Source organism: Sphingomonas sp. dw_22 (genome assembly GCF_018449795.1).
Lineage (GTDB): Bacteria > Pseudomonadota > Alphaproteobacteria > Sphingomonadales > Sphingomonadaceae > Sphingomonas.
The window spans coordinates 59,199-79,496 of sequence record NZ_JAAVVE010000004.1 but is presented as its reverse complement, the minus strand read 5'-3'; the positions used below and the strand labels follow the sequence as shown (position 1 = coordinate 79,496).

26 protein-coding genes are annotated in these 20,298 nt (G+C 62.9%); 6 read left to right on the top strand and 20 right to left on the bottom strand.

Annotated elements, in window-relative coordinates; all coding sequences use genetic code 11:
• Window positions 1-6: 6 nt before the first annotated feature.
• Genes HB724_RS02985 through HB724_RS02975 form a run of 3 tightly spaced genes read right to left on the bottom strand, consistent with a single transcriptional unit; the run spans window position 7 to window position 2,673 of the window.
• Window positions 7-786, bottom strand: a complete 780-nt coding sequence (locus HB724_RS02985) for an SDR family oxidoreductase (protein ID WP_213979419.1) — start codon at window positions 784-786, stop codon at window positions 7-9.
• A gap of 50 nt (window positions 787-836) precedes the next feature.
• Window positions 837-1,232: a hypothetical protein gene (locus tag HB724_RS02980; protein WP_213979494.1), complete on the bottom strand. Its 396-nt coding sequence runs from the start codon at window positions 1,230-1,232 to the stop codon at window positions 837-839.
• Complete coding sequence (locus tag HB724_RS02975; protein ID WP_213979418.1) at window positions 1,141-2,673, bottom strand: MFS transporter; 1,533 nt, start codon at window positions 2,671-2,673, stop codon at window positions 1,141-1,143. Before HB724_RS02975 ends, HB724_RS02980 begins: the two co-directional genes overlap by 92 nt.
• Before the next feature lie 127 nt (window positions 2,674-2,800).
• Here HB724_RS02975 and HB724_RS02970 point away from each other — a divergent pair, with 127 nt between their 5' ends.
• Window positions 2,801-3,370, top strand: coding sequence for a TetR/AcrR family transcriptional regulator (locus HB724_RS02970; RefSeq protein ID WP_213979417.1), 570 nt, complete (start codon window positions 2,801-2,803; stop codon window positions 3,368-3,370).
• 63 nt (window positions 3,371-3,433) lie between these two features.
• Here the strand turns inward: HB724_RS02970 and HB724_RS02965 are convergent, their stop codons facing one another.
• From HB724_RS02965 to HB724_RS02945, 5 genes are all read right to left on the bottom strand, one after another.
• The gene (locus HB724_RS02965; protein ID WP_213979416.1) at window positions 3,434-3,793 is read right to left on the bottom strand and encodes a hypothetical protein; all 360 of its coding nucleotides are present in this window, start codon (window positions 3,791-3,793) and stop codon (window positions 3,434-3,436) included.
• On the bottom strand, window positions 3,754-4,038 hold the full coding sequence (locus tag HB724_RS02960) for a TetR/AcrR family transcriptional regulator (protein WP_213979415.1): 285 nt from the start codon (window positions 4,036-4,038) through the stop codon (window positions 3,754-3,756). The genes HB724_RS02965 and HB724_RS02960 overlap by 40 nt, the downstream gene beginning before the upstream one ends.
• Window positions 4,039-4,045: 7 nt before the next feature.
• Entirely contained in the window at window positions 4,046-5,023 is a 978-nt protein-coding gene (locus tag HB724_RS02955) for a D-2-hydroxyacid dehydrogenase family protein (RefSeq protein WP_213979414.1), read from the bottom strand.
• A 44-nt stretch (window positions 5,024-5,067) separates the two neighbouring features.
• Window positions 5,068-5,250 carry a zinc-binding dehydrogenase gene (locus HB724_RS02950; RefSeq protein ID WP_213979413.1) on the bottom strand — a complete coding sequence of 61 codons (183 nt, stop codon included), beginning with the start codon at window positions 5,248-5,250 and terminating at the stop codon, window positions 5,068-5,070.
• Between the two features lie 221 nt (window positions 5,251-5,471).
• Window positions 5,472-6,224, bottom strand: coding sequence for an SDR family oxidoreductase (locus HB724_RS02945; protein WP_213979412.1), 753 nt, complete (start codon window positions 6,222-6,224; stop codon window positions 5,472-5,474).
• Window positions 6,225-6,399: 175 nt separating this feature from the next.
• Here HB724_RS02945 and HB724_RS02940 point away from each other — a divergent pair, with 175 nt between their 5' ends.
• A complete protein-coding gene (locus tag HB724_RS02940; RefSeq protein WP_213979411.1) occupies window positions 6,400-7,290 on the top strand; it encodes a LysR substrate-binding domain-containing protein in 891 nt (296 codons plus the stop codon).
• Window positions 7,291-7,321: 31 nt separating this feature from the next.
• On the opposite strand, the gene HB724_RS02935 is transcribed toward HB724_RS02940, so the two are convergent.
• Window positions 7,322-8,245 carry a LysR family transcriptional regulator gene (locus HB724_RS02935; protein WP_213979410.1) on the bottom strand — a complete coding sequence of 308 codons (924 nt, stop codon included), beginning with the start codon at window positions 8,243-8,245 and terminating at the stop codon, window positions 7,322-7,324.
• Window positions 8,246-8,545: 300 nt separating this feature from the next.
• On the opposite strand from HB724_RS02935, the gene HB724_RS02930 reads away from it, so the two are divergent.
• The 4 genes from HB724_RS02930 (at window position 8,546) to HB724_RS02915 (ending at window position 12,457) form a co-directional block, all read left to right on the top strand.
• Window positions 8,546-9,637 carry a serine hydrolase domain-containing protein gene (locus HB724_RS02930; RefSeq protein WP_213979409.1) on the top strand — a complete coding sequence of 364 codons (1,092 nt, stop codon included), beginning with the start codon at window positions 8,546-8,548 and terminating at the stop codon, window positions 9,635-9,637.
• 163 nt (window positions 9,638-9,800) lie between these two features.
• Window positions 9,801-10,505 (top strand): SDR family oxidoreductase, encoded by a 705-nt coding sequence (locus HB724_RS02925; protein WP_213979408.1) that lies wholly within the window; start codon window positions 9,801-9,803, stop codon window positions 10,503-10,505.
• Between the two features lie 83 nt (window positions 10,506-10,588).
• Complete coding sequence (locus tag HB724_RS02920; RefSeq protein ID WP_213979407.1) at window positions 10,589-11,524, top strand: AraC family transcriptional regulator; 936 nt, start codon at window positions 10,589-10,591, stop codon at window positions 11,522-11,524.
• Window positions 11,525-11,533: 9 nt separating this feature from the next.
• The gene (locus HB724_RS02915; RefSeq protein ID WP_213979406.1) at window positions 11,534-12,457 is read left to right on the top strand and encodes a LysR family transcriptional regulator; all 924 of its coding nucleotides are present in this window, start codon (window positions 11,534-11,536) and stop codon (window positions 12,455-12,457) included.
• Window positions 12,458-12,521: 64 nt separating this feature from the next.
• Here the strand turns inward: HB724_RS02915 and HB724_RS02910 are convergent, their stop codons facing one another.
• The 11 genes from HB724_RS02910 to HB724_RS02865 all read right to left on the bottom strand — a co-directional run bounded on the left by HB724_RS02910 (window position 12,522) and on the right by HB724_RS02865 (window position 20,203).
• On the bottom strand, window positions 12,522-12,869 hold the full coding sequence (locus HB724_RS02910; protein ID WP_346344654.1) for a carboxymuconolactone decarboxylase family protein: 348 nt from the start codon (window positions 12,867-12,869) through the stop codon (window positions 12,522-12,524).
• A 96-nt stretch (window positions 12,870-12,965) separates the two neighbouring features.
• Window positions 12,966-13,646: a dienelactone hydrolase family protein gene (locus HB724_RS02905; RefSeq protein ID WP_213979405.1), complete on the bottom strand. Its 681-nt coding sequence runs from the start codon at window positions 13,644-13,646 to the stop codon at window positions 12,966-12,968.
• A gap of 68 nt (window positions 13,647-13,714) precedes the next feature.
• Window positions 13,715-13,996, bottom strand: a complete 282-nt coding sequence (locus HB724_RS02900; protein WP_213979404.1) for a nuclear transport factor 2 family protein — start codon at window positions 13,994-13,996, stop codon at window positions 13,715-13,717.
• 171 nt (window positions 13,997-14,167) lie between these two features.
• On the bottom strand, window positions 14,168-14,971 hold the full coding sequence (locus HB724_RS02895) for a glucose 1-dehydrogenase (protein WP_213979403.1): 804 nt from the start codon (window positions 14,969-14,971) through the stop codon (window positions 14,168-14,170).
• Window positions 14,910-15,242 carry a YciI-like protein gene (locus HB724_RS02890; protein WP_213979402.1) on the bottom strand — a complete coding sequence of 111 codons (333 nt, stop codon included), beginning with the start codon at window positions 15,240-15,242 and terminating at the stop codon, window positions 14,910-14,912. The genes HB724_RS02895 and HB724_RS02890 overlap by 62 nt, the downstream gene beginning before the upstream one ends.
• 28 nt (window positions 15,243-15,270) lie before the next feature.
• Window positions 15,271-16,329, bottom strand: coding sequence for an aldo/keto reductase (locus tag HB724_RS02885; RefSeq protein ID WP_213979401.1), 1,059 nt, complete (start codon window positions 16,327-16,329; stop codon window positions 15,271-15,273).
• Window positions 16,330-16,456: 127 nt separating this feature from the next.
• Complete coding sequence (locus tag HB724_RS02880; protein WP_213979400.1) at window positions 16,457-17,263, bottom strand: nuclear transport factor 2 family protein; 807 nt, start codon at window positions 17,261-17,263, stop codon at window positions 16,457-16,459.
• Window positions 17,260-17,394 carry a hypothetical protein gene (locus HB724_RS20365; protein ID WP_256731285.1) on the bottom strand — a complete coding sequence of 45 codons (135 nt, stop codon included), beginning with the start codon at window positions 17,392-17,394 and terminating at the stop codon, window positions 17,260-17,262. Before HB724_RS20365 ends, HB724_RS02880 begins: the two co-directional genes overlap by 4 nt.
• A 35-nt stretch (window positions 17,395-17,429) precedes the next feature.
• Window positions 17,430-18,329 carry an SDR family oxidoreductase gene (locus HB724_RS02875; protein ID WP_213979399.1) on the bottom strand — a complete coding sequence of 300 codons (900 nt, stop codon included), beginning with the start codon at window positions 18,327-18,329 and terminating at the stop codon, window positions 17,430-17,432.
• Between the two features lie 47 nt (window positions 18,330-18,376).
• A complete protein-coding gene (locus HB724_RS02870; protein ID WP_213979398.1) occupies window positions 18,377-19,111 on the bottom strand; it encodes an SDR family oxidoreductase in 735 nt (244 codons plus the stop codon).
• A 201-nt stretch (window positions 19,112-19,312) separates the two neighbouring features.
• Window positions 19,313-20,203: a LysR family transcriptional regulator gene (locus HB724_RS02865; RefSeq protein WP_213979397.1), complete on the bottom strand. Its 891-nt coding sequence runs from the start codon at window positions 20,201-20,203 to the stop codon at window positions 19,313-19,315.
• Window positions 20,204-20,298: the final 95 nt, after the last annotated feature.

Here is a 20,298-nt window from a genome sequence, read left to right as displayed (position 1 = left end):
CGCGCCTCACCAGGGCAGGCGCTCGTCGAGGAAGAAGAAGCCGCCGGTCGGGCCGTCAGCATCGAGGGTGGCGTATTGGACGGCCGTGCGCGCGCCGTCTTCGACGCTGACGGGGGCCGCGCCGCCGCCCATCTCGGTTTTCACCCAGCCCGGATGGATGGCGTTGATCTTGATCGGCGTGCCGCGCAGTTCCGCCGCGAGCAGGATCGTGAAGGCATTGAGCGCGGCCTTGGATGTGTCATAGCCGAGCGCGCGGACTGGATAGACCGGCGACGTCGGATCGGAGAGATGCGCCAGCGAACCACGGATGCTCGACACGTTGACCACGCGCGGCGCGTCCGACCGCTGGAGCAGCGGCAGCAGGCGCTGGGTGAGGAAGATGGGCGCGAAGAAGTTCACCTCGAACGTCTCGCGCACCACGTCCGGCAGGGCCACGCTGGGCTGGCGGGGCGCTGGGGTGCCGCCGTCGGGACTGTCGAGCAGGATGCCGGCGTTGTTGATCAGGATATCGAGCTTGCCGTGCGCCGCCTCGATCGCTGCATAAGCGGCCTTGCGATCTTCCTCGCTGGTGACGTCGAGCTTCAGGGCCGAGGCTTCGCCGCCCCGCGCGCGCAGGTCGGCCGCGACCTCTTCCGCTTTCCGGCCGTCGCGCGCGGCGACGATGACGTGCGCGCCGAGCGCCGCGAGCTTGCGGCCGATCTCGACGCCGATGCCGCGCGCGGCACCGGTCATGAGCGCGACTTTACCGGAAAGGGAGGTATTCGCTGCTTCAGCGAGTTCGGCCATGGAGCGGCTCCTTCGATTGTTCGGGTCTGGTGGCAGGTTGGATGCGTCGCTCACGACGCGCCCGCGTTCGCGGGCGTCAGGAGCTCCAGCGAGCTGAGCGGGCCGCCGACTTCCATCTGGCGACCGGCTTCGGCAAGGCGACCAAGCGCGATGGGATGAAGGCCGATCTCCTTGACGAGACCCGAGACCGTCGACACAGCGTCGTCGGCATCCCCGGCGACGAACAGCACCCGCTTCAAGCCCGCCGGCGTCGGCGCGAACATCCGGTTGAACGGCAGCGTGTTGAACGCCTTCACCACGCGGGCGGAGGGTGCCAGCCTCGCAACGATCTCGCTGCCGGTATCGCCCTTGAGGTCATCGACGCGGTAATCCGGGGCATAGCTGAGAAAGATATTGGTGGTGTCGACCAGGATGCGGCCGTCCCAGGCGATGTCCGGCCCCAGCACCGCGCGCACCTTCAGCCAGGGCACTGCGAGGAACACGACATCGCACGCGAGCACCTCCGAAACGGCGGCAGGCTTCGCCAAGCTGCCGGCTTCCGCAAGACTCGCGGCCAGGCTTTCCGGCCCACGGCTGTTGGCGATGAGAACGTTGTGACCGCCTCCGGCGAACCTGGTCGCGAGCGTCATGCCCACAGTGGCCGCGCCAAGGACTCCGATCTTCATTTTGCTTCTCCCAGTGCCGCGTTCGAACCGTGTGTTGGGGCCGGCACGCCAGGGCGGAGAGCGCGCACACCGCGCCGGCAATCGCGACGACGCCGCTGGCAAGAAAGGCGGTTCCGACGCCCATGGAATCGACGAGAAGGCCGCCGATCGTGGCGCCTGCCGCCAAGGAGATCTGGAACGCGCTGACCATCAGCGCGGAGCCGGCCTCGTAGAGTTTGGGTGAGGAGGTGAACATCCAGATCTGGACGCAGACAGGCCATGCTCCGAAGGCCGTGCCCCAGATCAGGACCATCGCAATGGCGCCGGCGGGCGTGCCCGCGGTTGCGGCGGCCGCCAGCACAGACAGACCGAGTACGGCCGCCGAGATGGTGAACGCACGCCGAACATTGTGGACAGCCAGGCGCTCGCCCAGGAAAGACCCGATAATGCCCGCGATGGCATAGCCTGCCAGCGCCAGGGCCACGCCGGTCTGCCCCAGCGCGAGCGTGCTGCGCAGGAAGGGCTCAAGAAAAGTATAGGCAATGAAGTGGCCGCCGGCGATGAGGCCGCTCGCGATCAGGCCGACCCGCGCCATCGGCACCCGCGCGAACTCGAACAAGTGGCGCGCGCCGATGGCGGTGCTCGCCGCGATGCGCGGTAGGAAGCGGCACTGGAGAAGCAGCACCGCAAGGCCGAGAACGGCGTTCGCGGCGAACACCGCGCGCCATCCGACCAGATGGCCGAAGAGCGCGCCGACCGGCATGCCGAAGACGGTGCCGGCCGAGATGCCGATCGAAATGATCGACGTCGCCCTCGCGCCCGCGCTTTCCGGCACGAGCCGCCGGCCAACGGCTATGGCGAAGGTCCACAGGCCGCCGACCGCCAGGCCGAGGACCAGACGCCCCACCAGAAACACGGCGAAATTCGGGGCGATGGCGGCGATCAGGTTCGACACCATGATCGACACGGTGAAAGCGATCACCACGATCCGCCGATCGATATTCCCCGCCAGCAAGGCCAATAGCGGGCCGGCGATCGCGGCGATGAAGCCCGGCGCGGTGACCGAAAGACCCGCCACGCCTTCCGAAACGCGCAGATCCGCCGCCAGCGGAGACAATAGGCCGATCGGCAGGAACTCGGTCGTGACGAGCACAAACGTGCCGGCGGCGATCGAGGCGACCCCCGGCCAGCCCGACCCCCCGGGGCGAACGATGTCCTCCTGTACTGGCACAGCGCTGATCACGAGGACTCCGATTCGATACCGATCATTATGGTATCGGTCGTTATCCTATCTGGACTTTCGGCGTCAAGCTTTCCATAATGGTTGGTATCGAAAAGAGGCTGCCATGGGACGACATCGGGAATTTGACGTGGACAAGGCGCTGGAAGCTGCCCTGTTCGTGTTCTGGGAGAAGGGTTACGAAGGAACCTCCTTCGAGGATCTCACGCGCGCCACCGGTGTCGTGCGACCCGGTCTCTATTCCGCGTTCGGGAACAAGGCGGCGCTCTTCCGCAAGGCGATCGATCGATACGAGGAGAAGTATACAACCTATCTGGGCGAGGCCCTTGCCGAACCGAGAATCCGCGATGCGGTCCGTCGATTTTTCGACGGGTCGATCGAGGTCCAGACGCTAGGCGGCGTGGGCCGGGGATGCGCAGTCATGAATGGCGCGCTGGCCTGCTCCGACGAAGCCGAACCGCTGCGCCAGGAACTCATCGCTCGGCAAAAGACGGGCGAGGATGCCTGGCGAAACAGATTGGAGCGCGCGGTTCGGAAGGGAGAACTCCCGCAAGCGACCGACTGCGCGATGCTGGCGGGCTATGTGACAGCAGTCAATCATGGCTTGGCCGTCCAGGCCAGGGCCGGAGCCTCCAAGGCGTCGCTCCGCGCGATCGCCGCACATGTGCTCGACACATGGCCGCTTCCGGCCGAGGCGTAGGTAGCGGCTGGGATCGAGGGGATTCGGTCGGTTAGCCGCCGATGACGCCGAAGCGCCCGGCAGTCATGTCGGGATCGATCGGGTCGCCGCCGCAACGGGCATCACGGCCATTTCCGCAAGGCTCAACAATTCATCCCGGCTGACCCCTTGGGTCGCCAAAACGCTCATGCCCATCAGGACGGCTACCGTGTGCCGCGCCAGCAGTGCAGGATCGGCGGTTGGGACAAGGTCACCGTCGGCCTTGGCCCGAATGAATCGGTTGCAGATGGCTGTTTCCCAATGGGCTCGCTGGCTGGCCAGTTCGGCCGGGATATCAGCATCGCTGCAGCTCAGGCCTGCCTGCAACAGCAAGCTGCCCGGAGGCGTGTTTCCGCCGGTGTAGGTTACCAGCCTCGCCACGCCCCTGAGGACAAGCCTGGCCACATCCTGGCATTTGGTGCCTCGAGCGCCTTTTCCAGGATGTTTTTGTGTTGCGCGTCATACTGCATGACGACCGCGTGAAAGAGAGCTTTTTTGTTCCCGAACGCCGCATACATGCTTGGCCGGCTGATCCCCATCGCGTCCGTCAGGTCGCTGACCGATGTGCCTTCATACCCCTTGTGCCAGAACACCTCCATCGCGCTCTGAAGGGCTTCGGTGGGATCGAATTCGCGGGGGCGTCCGGACATTGATAAATCACCCGATCTTGCTGGACGGAGAAGCTGTTCCGGATTCTCGTATCCACTGCCCGATGTTCTGGACCGTGTCCCCGTAGAACCGTCGATAGAGATTGCGCGACACATAGCCGATATGGGGCGTCGCGAGCAGGCGTGGGAGAGCGCGAAAGGGGTGATCGAGCGGCAGCGGCTCCTGATCGAAGACATCGATGGCCGCACCCGCGATCCGTCCGTTGCGCAGGGCATCGATCAAGGCTTTCTCGACCACGATCGGTCCACGCGATGTATTGATGAGACGCGCCGTCGGTTTCATCAGCGCGAGCTCCTCCGCGCCGACCAGCCCACGGGTGCGTTGGCTGAGCACAACATGGATGGTGACGATATCAGCCTGCGCGAAAAGTTCTTCCTTCGTCACCAGCCGCGCGCCAACCTCCTGTGCCCGATCCTCGGTCAGGTTCTGGCTCCAGGCGATGACGTCCATTCCGAAGGCGCGTCCGATTCGTGCGACCTGCGAACCCACGCTGCCCAGCCCGAGCACGCCGAGCGTGCCGCCCGCGAGATCGTCGCCAACGGAACGCTGCCAGCCGCCCTCACGCACCGCGGCGCTCTCGCCGACGATGTCGCGCATGCTCGCGAGGATCAACGCCCAGGTCAGCTCGATCGTCGGTGACGACGAATAGCCGGTGTGCAGAACCGAAATCCCGCGCTCGTTGGCAGCCTCGAGATCGATCGACGCATTGCGTGGTCCTGTCGACATTATGACGCGCAGCCGAGGAAGACGCTCGATGATCGCGCGCGTCAAAGGCGTGCGCTCGCGCATCACGCAGATGATATCGAAGTCCGTCAGGCGTCCGACAATTGCATCAGGCTCGACGACATGATCTTTGAAGACCGTCACCGTCGCATCGTTCGACAGCACCGACCAATCGGCCATGCGCAGGGCCACACCCTGATAATCGTCGAGAATAGCGATCTTCCAACGCGGTTCTGCGGTCATCTTTTGCCTACCTGTCGCAATGCGGAGTTGTGAGAACATGCCCATCAGACGGTGACAATGATCTTGCCGATCTGCTCACCGGCTTCCATGAACCGGTGCGCTTCGGCGATCTCGTCAAGGCTGAAGGTTCGCGCAACGACGGGATGGAAGGCTCCATCCGCGGAGGCGAACCTCGCCACGAGCAGGATCTCCGACCGTGACCTCCTCCAGACGAAGAACGCTGGCATCGCCGAACTCGTGAATGCGTATGGAGCGCATCATGCTGGCAGCCCTTATGCCAGCGTGGAAATTTCATACCGGTCGTTATCAAATCCGCGCCATAGCCGTCAAACCTTCAATAGCGACCGGTTGGAAAATTCGCACGCAGGTTGAATGACGACTCGCGAAGTCTCGCTGGAGAGGCGGTTCTGCCCCGATCCGTGCTGCTTTGGGGTCGGTTCAGACCGCATCAGAAAGAATGTCGCCGCATCCCGCCGTCGACCAGCATCACAGTACCCGTAATGTACCTTGCGCGGGGCGATGCGAGGAAAGTGACGGCGTTGGCGACGTCCTGGGGCTGACCGAAGTCACGCAATGCAATTTCGCGCTGCGCGAACTTCTGGCGCTCATCACCTGGATAAAGACGGCGGATCTGAGCGGTATCGATGAGGCCGGGCTGAACGCAGTTCACGGTGATGCCATGCTGGCCGAGCTGCTCGGAGAGGCCCTTCGACCATACGACGAGACCCGCCTTCGCGACCATCGCGGCATTGACCACCTCGGGCTCCAGATTGCCGGACAGGCTGATGATCGCGCCCTGCTTTCGGCTCAGGAAATTGGGCAGCAACTTCTGGGTGAGCTGGCGGTGACGGTCGAAATTCAGCGTCATGCCCTCCACCCACTGCTCTTCGGGGGCATCGATATCCATCGGCCTGCTGCCACCGGCGTTGTTGACCAGGATATCGACGTGCCCCAAGGCAGCCAGTGCCGCGTCGGCGATCTTCCGGGGACCATCGACGACCACGAAATCCTGCTCGAACACGGTCGGCCTGATGCCGCCGTCTGCCTCGATCTCGCTGGCGAGGCTGGCAAGAAGCTGCGGGTTGCGCGCTGTCGCGAACACGGTCACCCCCTCCCCCGCGAGCGTTTTCACGATCGCGCGGCCGAGGCCCTGGCTGGCGCCCGTGACGAGCGCGGTCTTTCCACTGAGTTGCAGGTCCATGAAATCAATCCTTCCTTGATGGCGATGCCTGATACGTTCGCCTCGCAACGTAGGGCAGCGCTCCGAACGTCAGAAGGATGGCAAAACAAACTTCAATGTTATCTAAATTGATAACAATCAGTCACACTTTCTGACATGGATGCCGATTGCGCCTTGTGCGCCAGGAGACAGGATCTTGGATTTCGTTCAGCAGCTTCGCATCTTTGTCGCGGTCGCCGATAATGGCAGCTTCGCCCGTGCAGCCGCGGCGCTACGCATGGCCCGGCCCGGCGTCACGAATGCGGTTTCGGCGCTCGAAGCATCGATCGGTGTGCGCCTGCTTCACCGAACCACCCGGCGATCGAGTCTGACAGGCGAAGGCGAACTGTTCTACGAGCGAGCATCGCAAATTCTGGCAGACGTGGCTGGGGCGCAGAACCTGTTCGGCAGTTCGGGACAGGCACCCAAAGGCCGTCTCCGCGTCGATATTCCGGTCGCGCTTGCCAAGCCGCTTATCATTCCGCGGCTACCCGAATTCATGGAGCGCTACCCGGATATTGAAATCATCCTTGGTGTCAGCGACCAACCGGTCGACCTGCTCGCCGAGGGCGTCGATTGCGTGGTCCGGCTGGGTGAGCTTTCTGCCAGCAGCATGATCAGCCGCGTCGTGGCGCATGTCCCGATGGTGTCGTGCGCGTCCCCGTACTATCTGGACGCGCGCGGTGTGCCGAAAACCGTTGAAGACCTATCCGCGCACCGCGCGGTGACATATTTCGCCGGGCGTGGTCGGAGCTCGATCGACTGGCATTTTGTCGTGGATGGCGAAGAACGGCCTGTCAGGATGCGCTCATCGATTCTCGTGAACGATTCCGAAGCGCTGGTAGCTTGCGCCCTTGCCGGGCTCGGGATGATCCAGGCTCTTCAGGCTGGCGTTGCCGACCATCTCGAAACTGGCCGCCTCGTCGAGATTCTGCCTCATCTGAAATCAGTCCGGCGCTCCGTTTCCGTCATGTATCCGAACCGCCAGTATCTGGCGCCCCAGGTGCGCGCATTCATCGATTGGATCAGCACGATCTTTGAAGTCTGATAGCCACTTATGCGATCAGCAGGCGCTGGCGCTAGAGAGTTGGCGCCGCTGGGCGCTCGCCGAAATTGATCGGTTGCAGCAGGCGGCCAACCTTCTCCCTCCACCAGCGATGGGCCGGATCACTATGGAGCCTGTTGTGCCACCACAATATGCCGGTAACCGGCGGAAGTTCGATGGGCGGGTCGACGTACGCGAGCAAGCCAAGAGCTTCGCCACGCGCCGCTACGCTGAAGGGCACCATTGCCAGCAAATCCGAGTGAATGACATATTGCGCAGCCGCATGCGCGCTCCCCAGCGTGAGGGCGACGTGGCGCGCGAGCCCCACATTCTCCAGGGCGGTATCGGTGGGGCTGGTGCGTGCGCCCGGCATCCGGATCGAAATTTGCGGTGCGCTAAGAAAATCCGCGAGATCAATATGGCCGTGCTTCAGCAGCGGATGGTCACGTCGGCCAATGCAGACGAAACGCTCCGCGAAAAGCTGCGCGCGCATCACCGCGCTCTCAAGTTTCAGCGTTTCGTCGGCATAGAGCGTGGTCAGCGCCAGATCGAGCGATCCGGAATCCAGCAATTCCGGCAGGGCAGCCAACACCGAGGACAGCTCGAACCTCGCCTTCGGCGCCTCGGCGATCAGACCGGGAAGCACATCCGACAATTGCCCGACCACAATATGTTCCGGCGCGGCCAGGGAGAATCTACGGGTGGAGGTCGCGGGGGTGAATTCGATTGGTTCCGCGATCAGGCGGTGAAGGTCGGTCAGGCCGGCGCGCAACAATGGCCGCATCGACTCCGCGCGGGGCGTGGGCCGGAGTCGCGATCCACTTCTCACAAGGAGAGGGTCGGACGTGCGCCGGCGCAGTTCGGCCAGAGAGTGGCTGATTGCCGATGGCGTGACATTCAAGAGAGCCGCCGCCTGCTTGACGCTATTTGTCTCCAGGAGCGCGTCGAGCACCCGCAAAAGCCGGAGTTCGATGTCGTCAGGGCGATCTGCTCATATGCATTGTCCGGAAGTGAGGCGTACGCCACGGCGATCCGCGAGCGCCCCATGTTGAGTTGGCTTCATGTTGGGATGAGCCTGCATGAGCTGGGAATAGCCTGGCCGGCACGCTAGAGCGCAACGACAAAATCCTGCTCCCAGCCAAAAAGTTGCTCAGCATGCCGAAGGTGGAAATGAAAGCGGTCGACGCCGCCCGCTCCGAAAAGTTGAAATCCCTGGATGCGACCTTGGACGCGATGGTGTCCGATGGCGGCCTTCCCTATGTCGTTGCTGCTCTCGGCAATTCGGCAAGCCCCATCTGGTCCGGCGCGGCGGTCGGGCGGAATGGCGGCTGGCGAAGACACGATTTTCCGCATTGTCTCGATGAGCAAGGCGATTGGCGCGACTGCCGCCTTGATCCTTGCCGATCGCGGCCGGCTTGATTGGGATACGCCCGTCGAGGAGATCCTCCCTGATTTCGCCAAACTCGTGGTGATTGAAAATGGACCGGAAGGGCAGGTTCGCCGCCCCCCAAGGACGAAAGCCAGGTTGCGGCATCTCGCAACCCACACCTCCGGTCTGGCTTATGAATTCTGGGATGGCGAGGTGGGCCAATATCTCTCGGAGAATGCGATCCCTTCGATCGTCTCCGGTCAAAAGGCTGGGCTGGGCTATCCGCTCGCTTTCGATCCCGGCACGCGCTGGCAATATGGGGGTGGCGCCGATTGGCTCGGCATGGTCGTCTCCGCCATCGATGGCCGCGGCATCGACCGTTTTTGCATTGAGGAGATTTTCGAGCCGCTCGGCATGACGAGCACGAGCTTCGAACTGAATGCGGCAGACGCTGACCGGCTGGGCGATCTCTCGGCACGAAAGGAGAGCGGCGAACTGGAGCCCAGTGTCCTGAACCTTGATCCGCCCGCCACTCCCGAATTCTATGGGATGGGGCATGCCCTTTATTCGACCGCTCCGGACTATTTGCGCTTCCTGCGAATGTGGCTGGGCATAGGGAGCCTCGACGGCGTTCGCATCCTCGGCGAAACGACCGCCCGCGATGCGTTGGAGAACCAGATCGGGAGACTTCGCATCGAACCTCGGTCTACCGTCTTTGCCCCCGCGACTGCCGATCTTGACCCGATGCCCGGTGTCGAACTCTCCCATAGCCTGATGGCCGCGAGAACGGAGCAGCAAGTGCCGGGGCGTCGTGCGGTTGGCAGCGCTTTCTGGGGCGGTGTGCTCAATACCCATTTCTGGCTCGACCCGACGAATGATCTGGCCGGAGTATTTATGACCCAGGTGACGCCCTTCCTCGACGCCTATGTCATGCGGGATCTGGCGGAGTTCGAGCGTCTTTCGTACGCGCTCGTGGTATAAGATCCCATCCTGATCAGGTCCGGCGGCGTATGGCTGATCCAACAGAAATTTGGACGATCCAATAAAATAGACGGACGGCAAATCCTGACGCGCACGGGTTGGTTGGTCTAGCACTGGAGCCCGCAGCCCCCGATGGGTAAGGGCTCGAACGGGAATTATGCCAGTGAAGATAGAAGGAAGCGTCGCTCTGGTCACCGGTGCTAACCGGGGGATCGGCAAGGCATATGTCCGCGCACTGATCGAACGCGGCGCCCGCAAGGTTTATGCGACCGGTCGCAATCCCGAGGCGCTCGACATCGAAGGCGCAGAGCATATCGCGCTCGATATAACGAATCCGGCGCAGATCGCGGCCGCAGCGGCGATCGCCGGCGATACGACGATTCTCATCAACAACGCCGGCATCGCCACGAACCAGAGCCTGATGTTCGGCGACCTGGATTTGATCCGGCTGGAGATGGACACGCATTTCTTCGGGCTTCTCGGAATGGTGCGGGCCTTCTCGCCCATTCTGGCGCACAATGGCGGCGGCGCCATCGTCAACATGCTCTCGCTGACGTCCTGGTTCAGCTATCCCGGCGCGGAAGCATATTCGGCCGCGAAGGCGGCGGCGTGGAGTCTCACCAACAGCATCCGCCTTGAGCTCGCGAAGCAAAATACGCTTGTCGTGGGCGTGCAACTCGGCGCGACCGACACCGACATGATGAGGGGCATCGACATGCCCAAGAATGATCCCGCAAACGTTGCGAACGCCGCGCTGGATGCAATCGAAGCGGGCGACTGGGAAGTGCTCGCCGACGACATGACACGACGGATCAAGAGCGCCCTGTCGCTGGACCCCAAGGCCCTCTACGCTGATCTGATCGGTTAGCGACGAGGCATCTCCGCGACTTTCCGGGCAATGGCCCATCCGATTGAATTGATTGTTATCGGATCGTCCAATAGCAAAGCTGCATGGACATCCTCGGGGACATGCTGACATCGATGCAGGTGGAGAATGCGCTCTTCGCGCATCTTCGCTTCCGCGAGCCTTGGGGAGTGGCATTCACGACGGGCGACGAGGCGCGCCTGATCGTGGTCGGCAGCGGTGCATCCTGGCTTCTGGCCGACGGCTTTCCGGAGCCCATATGGGTCGAAGCGGGCGATTGCCTGATCATCAAGGGTGGCGCCGGCTTTACGATGGTAAGCGAGCCCGGCGTGGAGATCGTTCCCTGCGAGACGGTATTCTCGACAATCAACGGCCTCACGCATGAATATGGCGGCAACGGCGCGGTCACGGAACTGGTGTCCGGTCGATTCCACTTCGACGCTGCCGCGGCCGAACCGCTTCTGTCCCTCCTGCCCGCAATCTCGCTGCTGAAGTCTGCTGAAGTACGCGGCCCCTTGATGCGGACGACCCTCGAACTGGTCGGCCTTGAAACCAAATTGGATGGCATGGGCGCTGGCCTTGTCGTCAGACATCTGGTCAACGCGCTTTTTGTGCAGGCACTTCGCGCGTGGTGCGATACAGAAGGAGGCCAAGCGCCCGGCTGGCTGGCAGGATTGCGCGACGCGCGCGTTTCCCGCGCGCTTGGTGCCTTGCACGCTGACATCGCGTCTCCCTGGACGATTGCCGAACTCGCGCGGCACGCGGGAATGTCTCGCTCCAGCTTTGCGGTGACGTTCAAGAACGTGCTGGGAGAAACGCCTGTCGAGTATCTGACTCGCTGGCGTATCTACCGCGCGAAGCTTCTGCTGCAGCAAGGGATTGCCACCTCGGATGTGGCCCGGCGCGTGGGATATGAGACGGACGCGGCACTGAATCGCGCCTTCAACCGCATAGAGGGGACCGGCCCGGGAGCCTGGCGCCGCGTCAATAGAGTTGGGCCGAAGACAGGGCCGATCTGTTGATGGAACCCAATGGAAGATATTGCAGGGCGTAGACTCGAAAATGGAAAGCACGTCGTGGATTGGAATGATCTCCGGTATTTTTTAGGAGTTGCCCGAAGCGGAAGCCTAACTCGGACCTCCGCCGATTTGCGGGTCAGCCAGTCCACGGTCAGCCGGCGCATTTCCGAATTCGAAGCAAGTTTGGGAATGACGCTCTTCGCACGTCACCAGACGGGCTATTTCCTCACCGATGCCGGGCGCGAAGTCCTGCGGCATGCCCAAGCCGTCGAGGACAGCATCCTGGCGCTGGAACGCGGCGCTACAGGTCTCGACAAGGCGCCGGCCGGAACCGTGCGGCTCGCCACATCCGACAGTCTCGCAACCGACCTGATCATCCCTGCCATGCCGGCTTTCCGGGCACGATATCCGCACATCTGCCTCGAGATCATCACCAGCACGGTCGCGGCGGAACTTGGGCGGCGCGAGGCCGATATAGCCCTTCGCGTCGTGCGGCCAACGCGCGGAAACCTGAAGGTCAGACGCGTGGGGCACATGACCTACTCGGTCTACGGAAGCCGCGCCTATATCGAGCAGCACCCGGTCATCGAAGGCGAGCCCCTGGGGGGACGGCACTTCATCACCTGGGATGAGAGCCATGCCCATCTGCCGGCGGCGGCATGGCTTGAGCGGGAGTATCCCGATTGCCGGATCGCATTGGCTACGACCAGCTTGCCCACCCAGATCGCTGCCGTCCGGGCCGGGCTCGGGCTGGCCGTGATCCCCGATTTCCTCGCCGCCGGCGAGGACTTCATCAGTATGGTCCCTGCCGATCAGATGTTCAGCAACGAAGTCTGGCTGGTAACGCACGCAGACCTGATCGCGTCCGCCCGCATTCAGGCGGTCGGCGATTTTCTCGCCGATCAGGTGAAGGCGAACCCCGACCTGGCCCGTTGATCGATGGCCGCTGAAACGTGCCGGACAGCGGACATGCGATCATGTTGTCCGCTGCCCGAAATCCTCAGGCACCTTCGGCCGCGGCAAACGCATCCAGCGTGCGGGTGGAATAGACAAGGGCGGCGCCGGCATTGACGCTGATGGCGACGCCGAGCGCTTCGGCGATTTCCTCCCGCGTGACCCCGAGCTTCCGCGCCGCATCGGTATGGACGGTGATGCAGCCATCGCAGCGTAGCGAGATGGCGACGGCCAGCGCGATCAGTTCGCGGGTCTTGGCATCGAGATGGCCGGTCTTCTCGCCTGCTCCGCCAAGGGCCATATAGCCGCGCACCGTGTCCGGGCTCAGCTTGCCGAGTTCGCCGACGCCCGCGAACAGTTGCTGGCGATATGTGTTCCAGTCGTGCATGTGCATGGGTAACCTCCGTTCGATGGTGAATGTCTCGCCCGCGCAGCATCGCGAACATGCCTGGAGTGCGGACGTCGATGTCGTTGGTTGGCGCGGGTCGTCTCAGTCGCGGCCCGCATTGTCCTCGAAGAATTTCAATGTCCGTTCCCGGGCCAGGCGCACATCGGCCGGATCGGCGTCAGGGCCTTCGTTATTGAATCCGTGTCCGGAATTTTCATACGCATAGACCGGCACGTCGGGATGTGCCGCAGTGATGGCGGCAATGCTCGCGGCAACCGGGATATACGGATCCCTGGCGCCGAAATGGCAGATGACGGGGCATCCCAAAGCCATCTCCGCCGAGGCGGCAACGCCTGCGCCATAATAGCTCGACGCCGCCGCGAGGCCATTCGTCCGTGCGGCGGCGCGCCACGTGATGGTGCCGCCATAGCAATAGCCGACAAGGAAGACCGGCCCGCTGTCCTTCAGCGCATCGATACAGGCCTGCACATCGGAAATCGGATTATCGTCGCCGTTCTCCGCCGCATAGCGCAGCCCGATCTCCAGGCCCTCGGCATTATGGCCGGCGACGAATCCTCGTTCCTGTCGGTCAAACAGCGAAGGTGCAATGACCTCGAAACCAAGGCAGGCCCAGCGGGCGACATCCTGCCGGACAGCCTCATCGAGACCGAATACCTCCTGAAGGACGATCACGCCCCCCTTGCGCGTCGTTTCCGGCGATGCGCGCAGGGCCGTGAACTCAAATCCGTCGATCTGCGACTTCAGGGTTGTCGGCTCGATCATGGTATCTTCCTTGGTATGCTATTGACGAAGAGGCGCAGTTTCGCGCCGCAGGTGGATTGAGCCGACGATCATTCAGGCTGGAACGAGCGCCAGAGAGCGTAGGAATCCTCGATGAAATTATACGCGCTCACCTTGCCGTCCCGGACGGAGCAGATGGCCGCGAAGTCGCTGCTAAACTCCCGGCCGGTGCTGAGAATGCGATGGGTGAAATGCCCTGTGAGCACGACCTGATCGCCATTCTCGAACGTGCGCTCGATCTGGAAGTCGAGAGGCTGGAAATTGAGCGGAAAGAGCGCCATCCACGCCCTGACCTCTTCCTTGCCGCGACGTACCGCCGACGGTCGGCACATCGGCGGCGCCCTGGACCTTCCAGACGACATCGTCGGTCAGGCACTCGAGCGTCTTGTCGACATCCTTCTTGAAGAAGGTTTCGAGATAATGGTTGACCACCTCGCCGGGGGTCTTTTCGCTGACTTCAGCCATCCTGAATCTCCTGTGCGCTCGCGGCCTTCTCCGGCGGATCAGCGATGCCCGCCGGCGAGCACGAAGAACTCGCCGGTGGTCCAGCTTGATTCATCGGACGCCAGATAGACGGCAGCAGGCGTGATATCGTCCGGCACGCCCAGCCGGCGCAGCGGCGTCTGCGCGATGATATTCGGTCCAAAGTCGGTCTGGAGAAAGCCGCCGGCCTGGACGCCTTCGGTGTCGACGACGCCCGGCTTGATCGCGTTGACCCGGATCTTGCGCGGCGCGAGTTCATTGGAAAGCGATCGGGTCAGGCCGTCGATCGCCCCCTTGCTCGCTGCATAGACGGAGGAGTTCGGCGCGCCGAACATCGTGATCGTCGAGCTCATGTTCACGATGCTGCCGCCGTCTGGCATGTACTTCACTGCCTCCTTGACGGCGAGCAGGTAGCCGAAAACGTTCAGTTCCATATGCTTGCGGAACAGCTCGATCGAGATGTTCTCCAGTGGCTGGAAATCATAGAGTCCGGCGTTGTTCACCAGGATATCGATGCGGCCAAACGCCCGGTTCGCCTCCGCGAAAAGCTGCTCGACCTCGGCGGGGTCGCGCATGTTCCCCTTGATGGCCACGGCCCGGCTTCCGGCCTCGACGATATCGCGGACGACCTTTTCAGCTTCCGCTTCGCTCGTTGCATAGTTCACCACCACCGATGCGCCTTCGGCGCCGAAACGTCGCGCGATCGCCGCCCCAAGCCCTTTGGCCGAGCCGGTGACAACGGCGATCTTTCCTTCCAGTCGCTTACTCATCGTTGTTCTCCCTGGTGTCAGCTGGCTTGCCCACGGGCGATGCCGCCTCTTCACCGACCGCGGTGATCCATTCCCGCACGCGCCACGCCGTCACTAGGCCGTTGGTCACGTAAGGGTCTGACTGGGCGAATTCCTCCGCGGTCACGGCGCTATCCGCCCTGAAGAGCAGGACGCCCGTGTCGAAAGGATCGGCAAGCGCGCCGGCGAGGACGAGTTCACCACGCGCGCTGGCAGCCCAGGCCCGCGCGAGATGCTGTTCGCGGACCTCCGCACGGCGGACCTCAAAGTCGGGGCCGTATTCATAGAAGAGCAGGAAGTGGCGCATGATGTCCTCGCCGGCGGGGAGCGCTCGATCAAGAGGAAGCCGTCTTGTCGGCCCACAGATCGACAGGTCCCAGACGGTCCGCGCCCTGGGTGGCAAGCATCCAGCCGGGATATTCCGGAGGCAGCTCGCTGACCGCATCGAGCTTGCGGATTTCTTCCTCGCTCAGCGTGATATCGATGGCGGCGATATTGTCCTCAAGCTGGCTCAGCCGCTTGGCGCCGACGATCACCGAGGTCACGACCGGCTTCGAGAGGAGCCAGGCAAGCGCGATCCGCGCCGGGCTGCAACCGTGCGCCTCCGCGATCAGGCGCAAAACGTCGATGACATTCCACGCGCGCTCCTTGTCGACGATCGGGAAGTCGAATTCCGAGCGGCGGGAGCCTTCGGGCGACTGGTTGTCGCGGCTGAACTTGCCGGAGAGAAGACCGCCCGCGAGCGGGCTCCAGACAAGCAGTCCCATCTTTTCCGCGTCGAGGAGCGGGCCAAGTTCCCGTTCCAGATCCCGTCCGGCGATCGAATAATAGGCCTGCAACGTCTCGAAGCGGGCCAGATTGAGGCGCGCCGAAATGCCGAGCGCTGTCGCGATGCGCCATGCCTGCCAGTTGGAAACGCCAATGTAGCGAACCTTGCCCTGGCGGACGAGGTCATCGAGCGCGCGCAGCGTCTCTTCGGTCGGCGTCAGCGTGTCCGTCGCATGGATCTGGTAGAGATCGATGTGATCGGTCTGGAGGCGACGCAGGCTTGCGTCGATCGCATCCATGATGTGGCCACGCGAGGCGCCGACATTGTTGCGGCCTTGCCCCATGCGGCTGTACGCCTTGGTGGCAAGCACATAATCCTTGCGAGCGATGCCCAGGTTCCGGAACGACTGGCCGAGCGTTTCCTCGCTCTCGCCGTCCGAATAGACATCCGCGGTGTCGAAGAAGTTGATCCCGGCATCGATGCTGGCCTTCACCAGCTCGTCGGCGCCCGCCTGACCGACATTGCCGATATGCTTGTAGACGCCGGTGCCGCCACTGAACGTCATCGTTCCGAGGCAAAGCTGGGAAACCAGCAGGCCCGTATTGCCGAGTGTCTTGTACTTCATGATTGCCTCCATTGAACGGGCCGGCATCGATGCCGTGCGCCGTTCCGCGTCGATCGAGTTGGTTTGGGGACGGCCCGGCTCCCAGGCGAGCTGAGGCTTGGGTCCATGCCGGGCTATCCCGCGAACATCATGCCGCTTCGCGTTCCTCGGGAGCGCCGAAGGCCGTGCGGACAGCCATGGTGTCGAAAAACTCCTTCACATCGACGATCAGGCCGTCGCGGAAGGTGAAGAGCCAATGGTAGATGTTGTCGTAGCTGCCGCCGGCCTTCAGGGGCATGTGGCCGCGCACGACGATCGCCACCCGATCACCCTGCGCCGTGATCTCGTCAATCTGGAGATCCAGCGGAGCGGACTGGGCTTCGACGAGCTTGTCCACCAGCGTCAGGAAGCTGGGCTTGTCATAGGTGCCGGAGAAGGTCGTGCCCGGCAGTATCCAGTAGCGTGCGTCCTCGGCCAACATGCTTGCCATGGTGTTCTTGTCGCCATGGTGGAGAGCGTCGAGATAATGCTTCAGGGTCGCGACGTTCGAATTGCCGTCGTCGGGCGCCTCGAAGATCTCGTTGACGTGCAGCGTGTCCAGAAACTCCTTGCCGCTCGCGAGCTTGCCGTCGCGGAAGTGGAGCAGGAAATGATAGTTGCTCTGATAACGGCGGCCATCCTTCATCGGCAGATCGCCCTTCGCGACGATCGACAGCCGATCGCCCTCACCGGTGATCTCCCGGAATTCGAGCGTCAGGGGACCGGCGGCATTCTCGAACAGCATCGCAAGATTGCCGAGGAACTGAGCCTTGGTGTGGGTGCCGGAGAATTTGTTGCCCGGCACGATCCACCAGGTAAGGTCGTCCGTGCTGATCTTCGACATCGTCTCGGTATCGCCCCGGCCCAGGGCCGCGAACCAGATTCTGGCGACTTCCTCGTGCTGCTGCCTGCTCATGAGACTTCTCCTTTTTTGGCGGTGACGATCACCCGCAGCTTCTCGTCCCGCTCGGAATTTGATGCCTCCACATTCGGAATAAAACAGAAGATATTGGGCAACTGTTTTCCATTTTTGGAAAGTTCGAACACATAACTTCCCAAGGACAGCTCGCGAGCGGCGGCTGTTAGTCCGGTCGCACCATGCGCGGCTTGAGCAGATCGCCAAGCCCCACACGATGGAGCATCTCGGCACGAAGGCGGTCGAGCACGGCGAAGCCGACATTGGCGCCGTCCTCGGTCGGATCATAGTGAATCCGGAACGGGCGCTCGCCGAACGGCGTGTCGACCACTTCCGCGATCATCTCGGCGACCGGCGCGGGATCGGCGTCATCGGGGACGATCTCGGCAAATGCCTTCTGCACCTGCTCGCCGAACCCTGCGTAGGGGCCGGCCTCATATTCGGCGAGACGCGCTTCGTCGGCCGGGCGGCCGGAGTGGGCGAAGTGGTTGGTGCCCTTGGTGAAGGCGCCGGGGACCACGATCGTCGTCTCGATGCCCCAGCGGGAAAGCTCCCGAGCATAGAGGACCGCCAGCGAATCCATCGCCGCCTTTGCCGCGAAATAAGGCGACAGATAGGGCGGCGTGCCACCGGCCGAGCTGGAGCTGGACACCCACACCAGCAGACCCTCGCGACGGCCGCGCATATGCGGCAGCACCGCGCGATTGACGCGCTGCGTGCCGAGCACGTTCACGTCATACTGCTGGGCGAACTGCTCGGGGGTGAAAGCCTCGGCGGGGCCGAACATCATGTGCCCGGCATTGTGGACGACGACATCGATCCGGCCGCCCTCGGCGATGATCTTCTCGACCGCGGCGTTGACCGACGGCTCGGACTGCACATCGAGTTCGACCGGACGGATGTCGCTGCCGCCGATGGCCGACAGCTCGGCGGCATTGCTGGCGTTACGGCCGGCAACGTCGCGCATCGAGGCATAGACGGTGTGGCCGGCACGGCCCAGGGCTTCGGCAGTCAGCCGGCCGAACCCGCTGGACGAGCCAGTGACGAGGATGATCTTGTTGCTCATGAAACGCGCTCCTTCCCAAAAGGGAGTTGACGTTATCTGCCTGCGGTTCAGACCATGCCGCCGTTGGCGCGCAGAACCTGGCCGTTGATCCAGCCGCCATCGGGACCGGCCAGAAAGGCCACCGCGTTCGCGATGTCCTCGGGCGTGCCGAGCCGCTCCAGCGGATTCATCTTCGACATATGCTCGATAAGCTCGGGAGACTTGCCATTCAGGAAAAGCGCGGTGGCCGTTGGCCCCGGTGCAACCGCATTGACGGTGATGCTCCGGCCGCGCAGCTCCCTGGACAGGACGCCGGTCAGCAGTTCGATCGCAGCCTTGGTGGCGGCATAGACGCCGTAGGTCTCGAGCTTGAGGCCGACCACGCTGGTCGAGAAGTTGATGATCCGGCCGCCGTCACGCAGACGCTTGGCCGCCTCGCGCATCATATAGAGGCTGCCCTTCAGGTTGATGGCGATCTGACTGTCGATCAGCGCGTCATCGCCATCGGCGATCTTCGCCAGCTTCATGATGCCGGCGTTGTTCACTAGCACGTCGACGCCGCCCGCTTCGCCTTCAACCTTGTCCCACATGCGCAGCACTGCCGCCGGATCGCTGACGTCGGCCTGCACCGTCAGCGCCATGCCGCCGGCGCCGACGATCCTGGCCGCCAACGCCTCCGCTTCGGGAGCGCCACCGGCATAGTTGATAGCCACGGTAAAGCCGTCGCTGGCGAGACGTTCGGCCACCGCCGCCCCTATTCCACGCGATGCGCCCGTGACAATAGCCACTTTATGGTCTGGCATTACTTCCTCCTTGACCTATCCATCCACGATTTTGGCTCAGAATTTACAGGAACAGAGTGTAATCGCGCGCGCGGATAGTTTCCTCGCACCGTGAAGGGTGCGCAACTTATGCGATCACACCAGCCCCGGATCAAAAGGAAATAACGGGACGAGGTGTTGAGGCAGATCGGATAATGCGAGGCTCGGGGCCAGGCATCGAGATCACACCTGGCCCAGAGCCATGGCGATGAAGGTGCGGAGCGCCGAAGAAACCCGGCGCTGTTGCGGATAGTAAAGCACCGGTCCCGTAAATCGCGGACACCAATCTTCCAGCACGCGAACCAGTCTGCCCGAAGCAATGGCGTCCTGCGCCACGTCCTCAAAGATGAATGCCGGCCCTATGCCGTCGATTGCCGCGGCCAGGGCCAGATCCTGATCGCCGACCGACACCCGCCCCCTGACGTCGAGATCGATCCGCTGGCCCTCCTTCTCGAACTCCCAACGGAAAATGCGGCCGCTTGGAAAGCGATAGCGGACGCATTCATGGGGAAGCAGATCATTCGGATGCAGCAATGGCCCATTGGCATCCAGCCAGGACGGCGTGGCGACCGCCGCGAACCGGCAATCCCTGCCCAGCGGAACGACAACCATGTCTTCCGGCACGCTTTCCAGGAAGCGGATTCCAGCGTCGAACCCGGCCCCCACGATGTCCACGATTCCGTTGTCGTCGACGATGTCGAGCGTGATGTCGGGAAATGCGGCGAGAAAGCGCGCCATCAGGGGCACGACCACCAAATGCGCCGCGTAACGCGACGTGTTGATCCGCAAACGACCCGAGGGCCGATCCCGGAACAGATTCATCTCATCGACCACGCTGCCCACATCGCTGAGCAGCGGCTCAAGGCGGCCAAGAAGATGCTCGCCCGCCTCCGTCAACGCGACGCTGCGGGTGGTCCGATTGAACAGGCTCACGCCGAGACGCTCCTCCAGCGTCCGGATCGCGTGGCTCACGGCGGAGGTGGAAAGGTTCAGGTCGCTGGACGCCTTCTGAAAGCTCAGCAGCCTGGCGACGGCCAGAAAGGTCACGAGATGCGGGAGGGTCGGTGGCGGCATGATTATCCTATTCTATTCATCACCGCATACTGAAATGGCCTTTTGTCATCAAGGAACGGCAATCCTAACTGTCCGCCAGATCGCATGATGCCGCC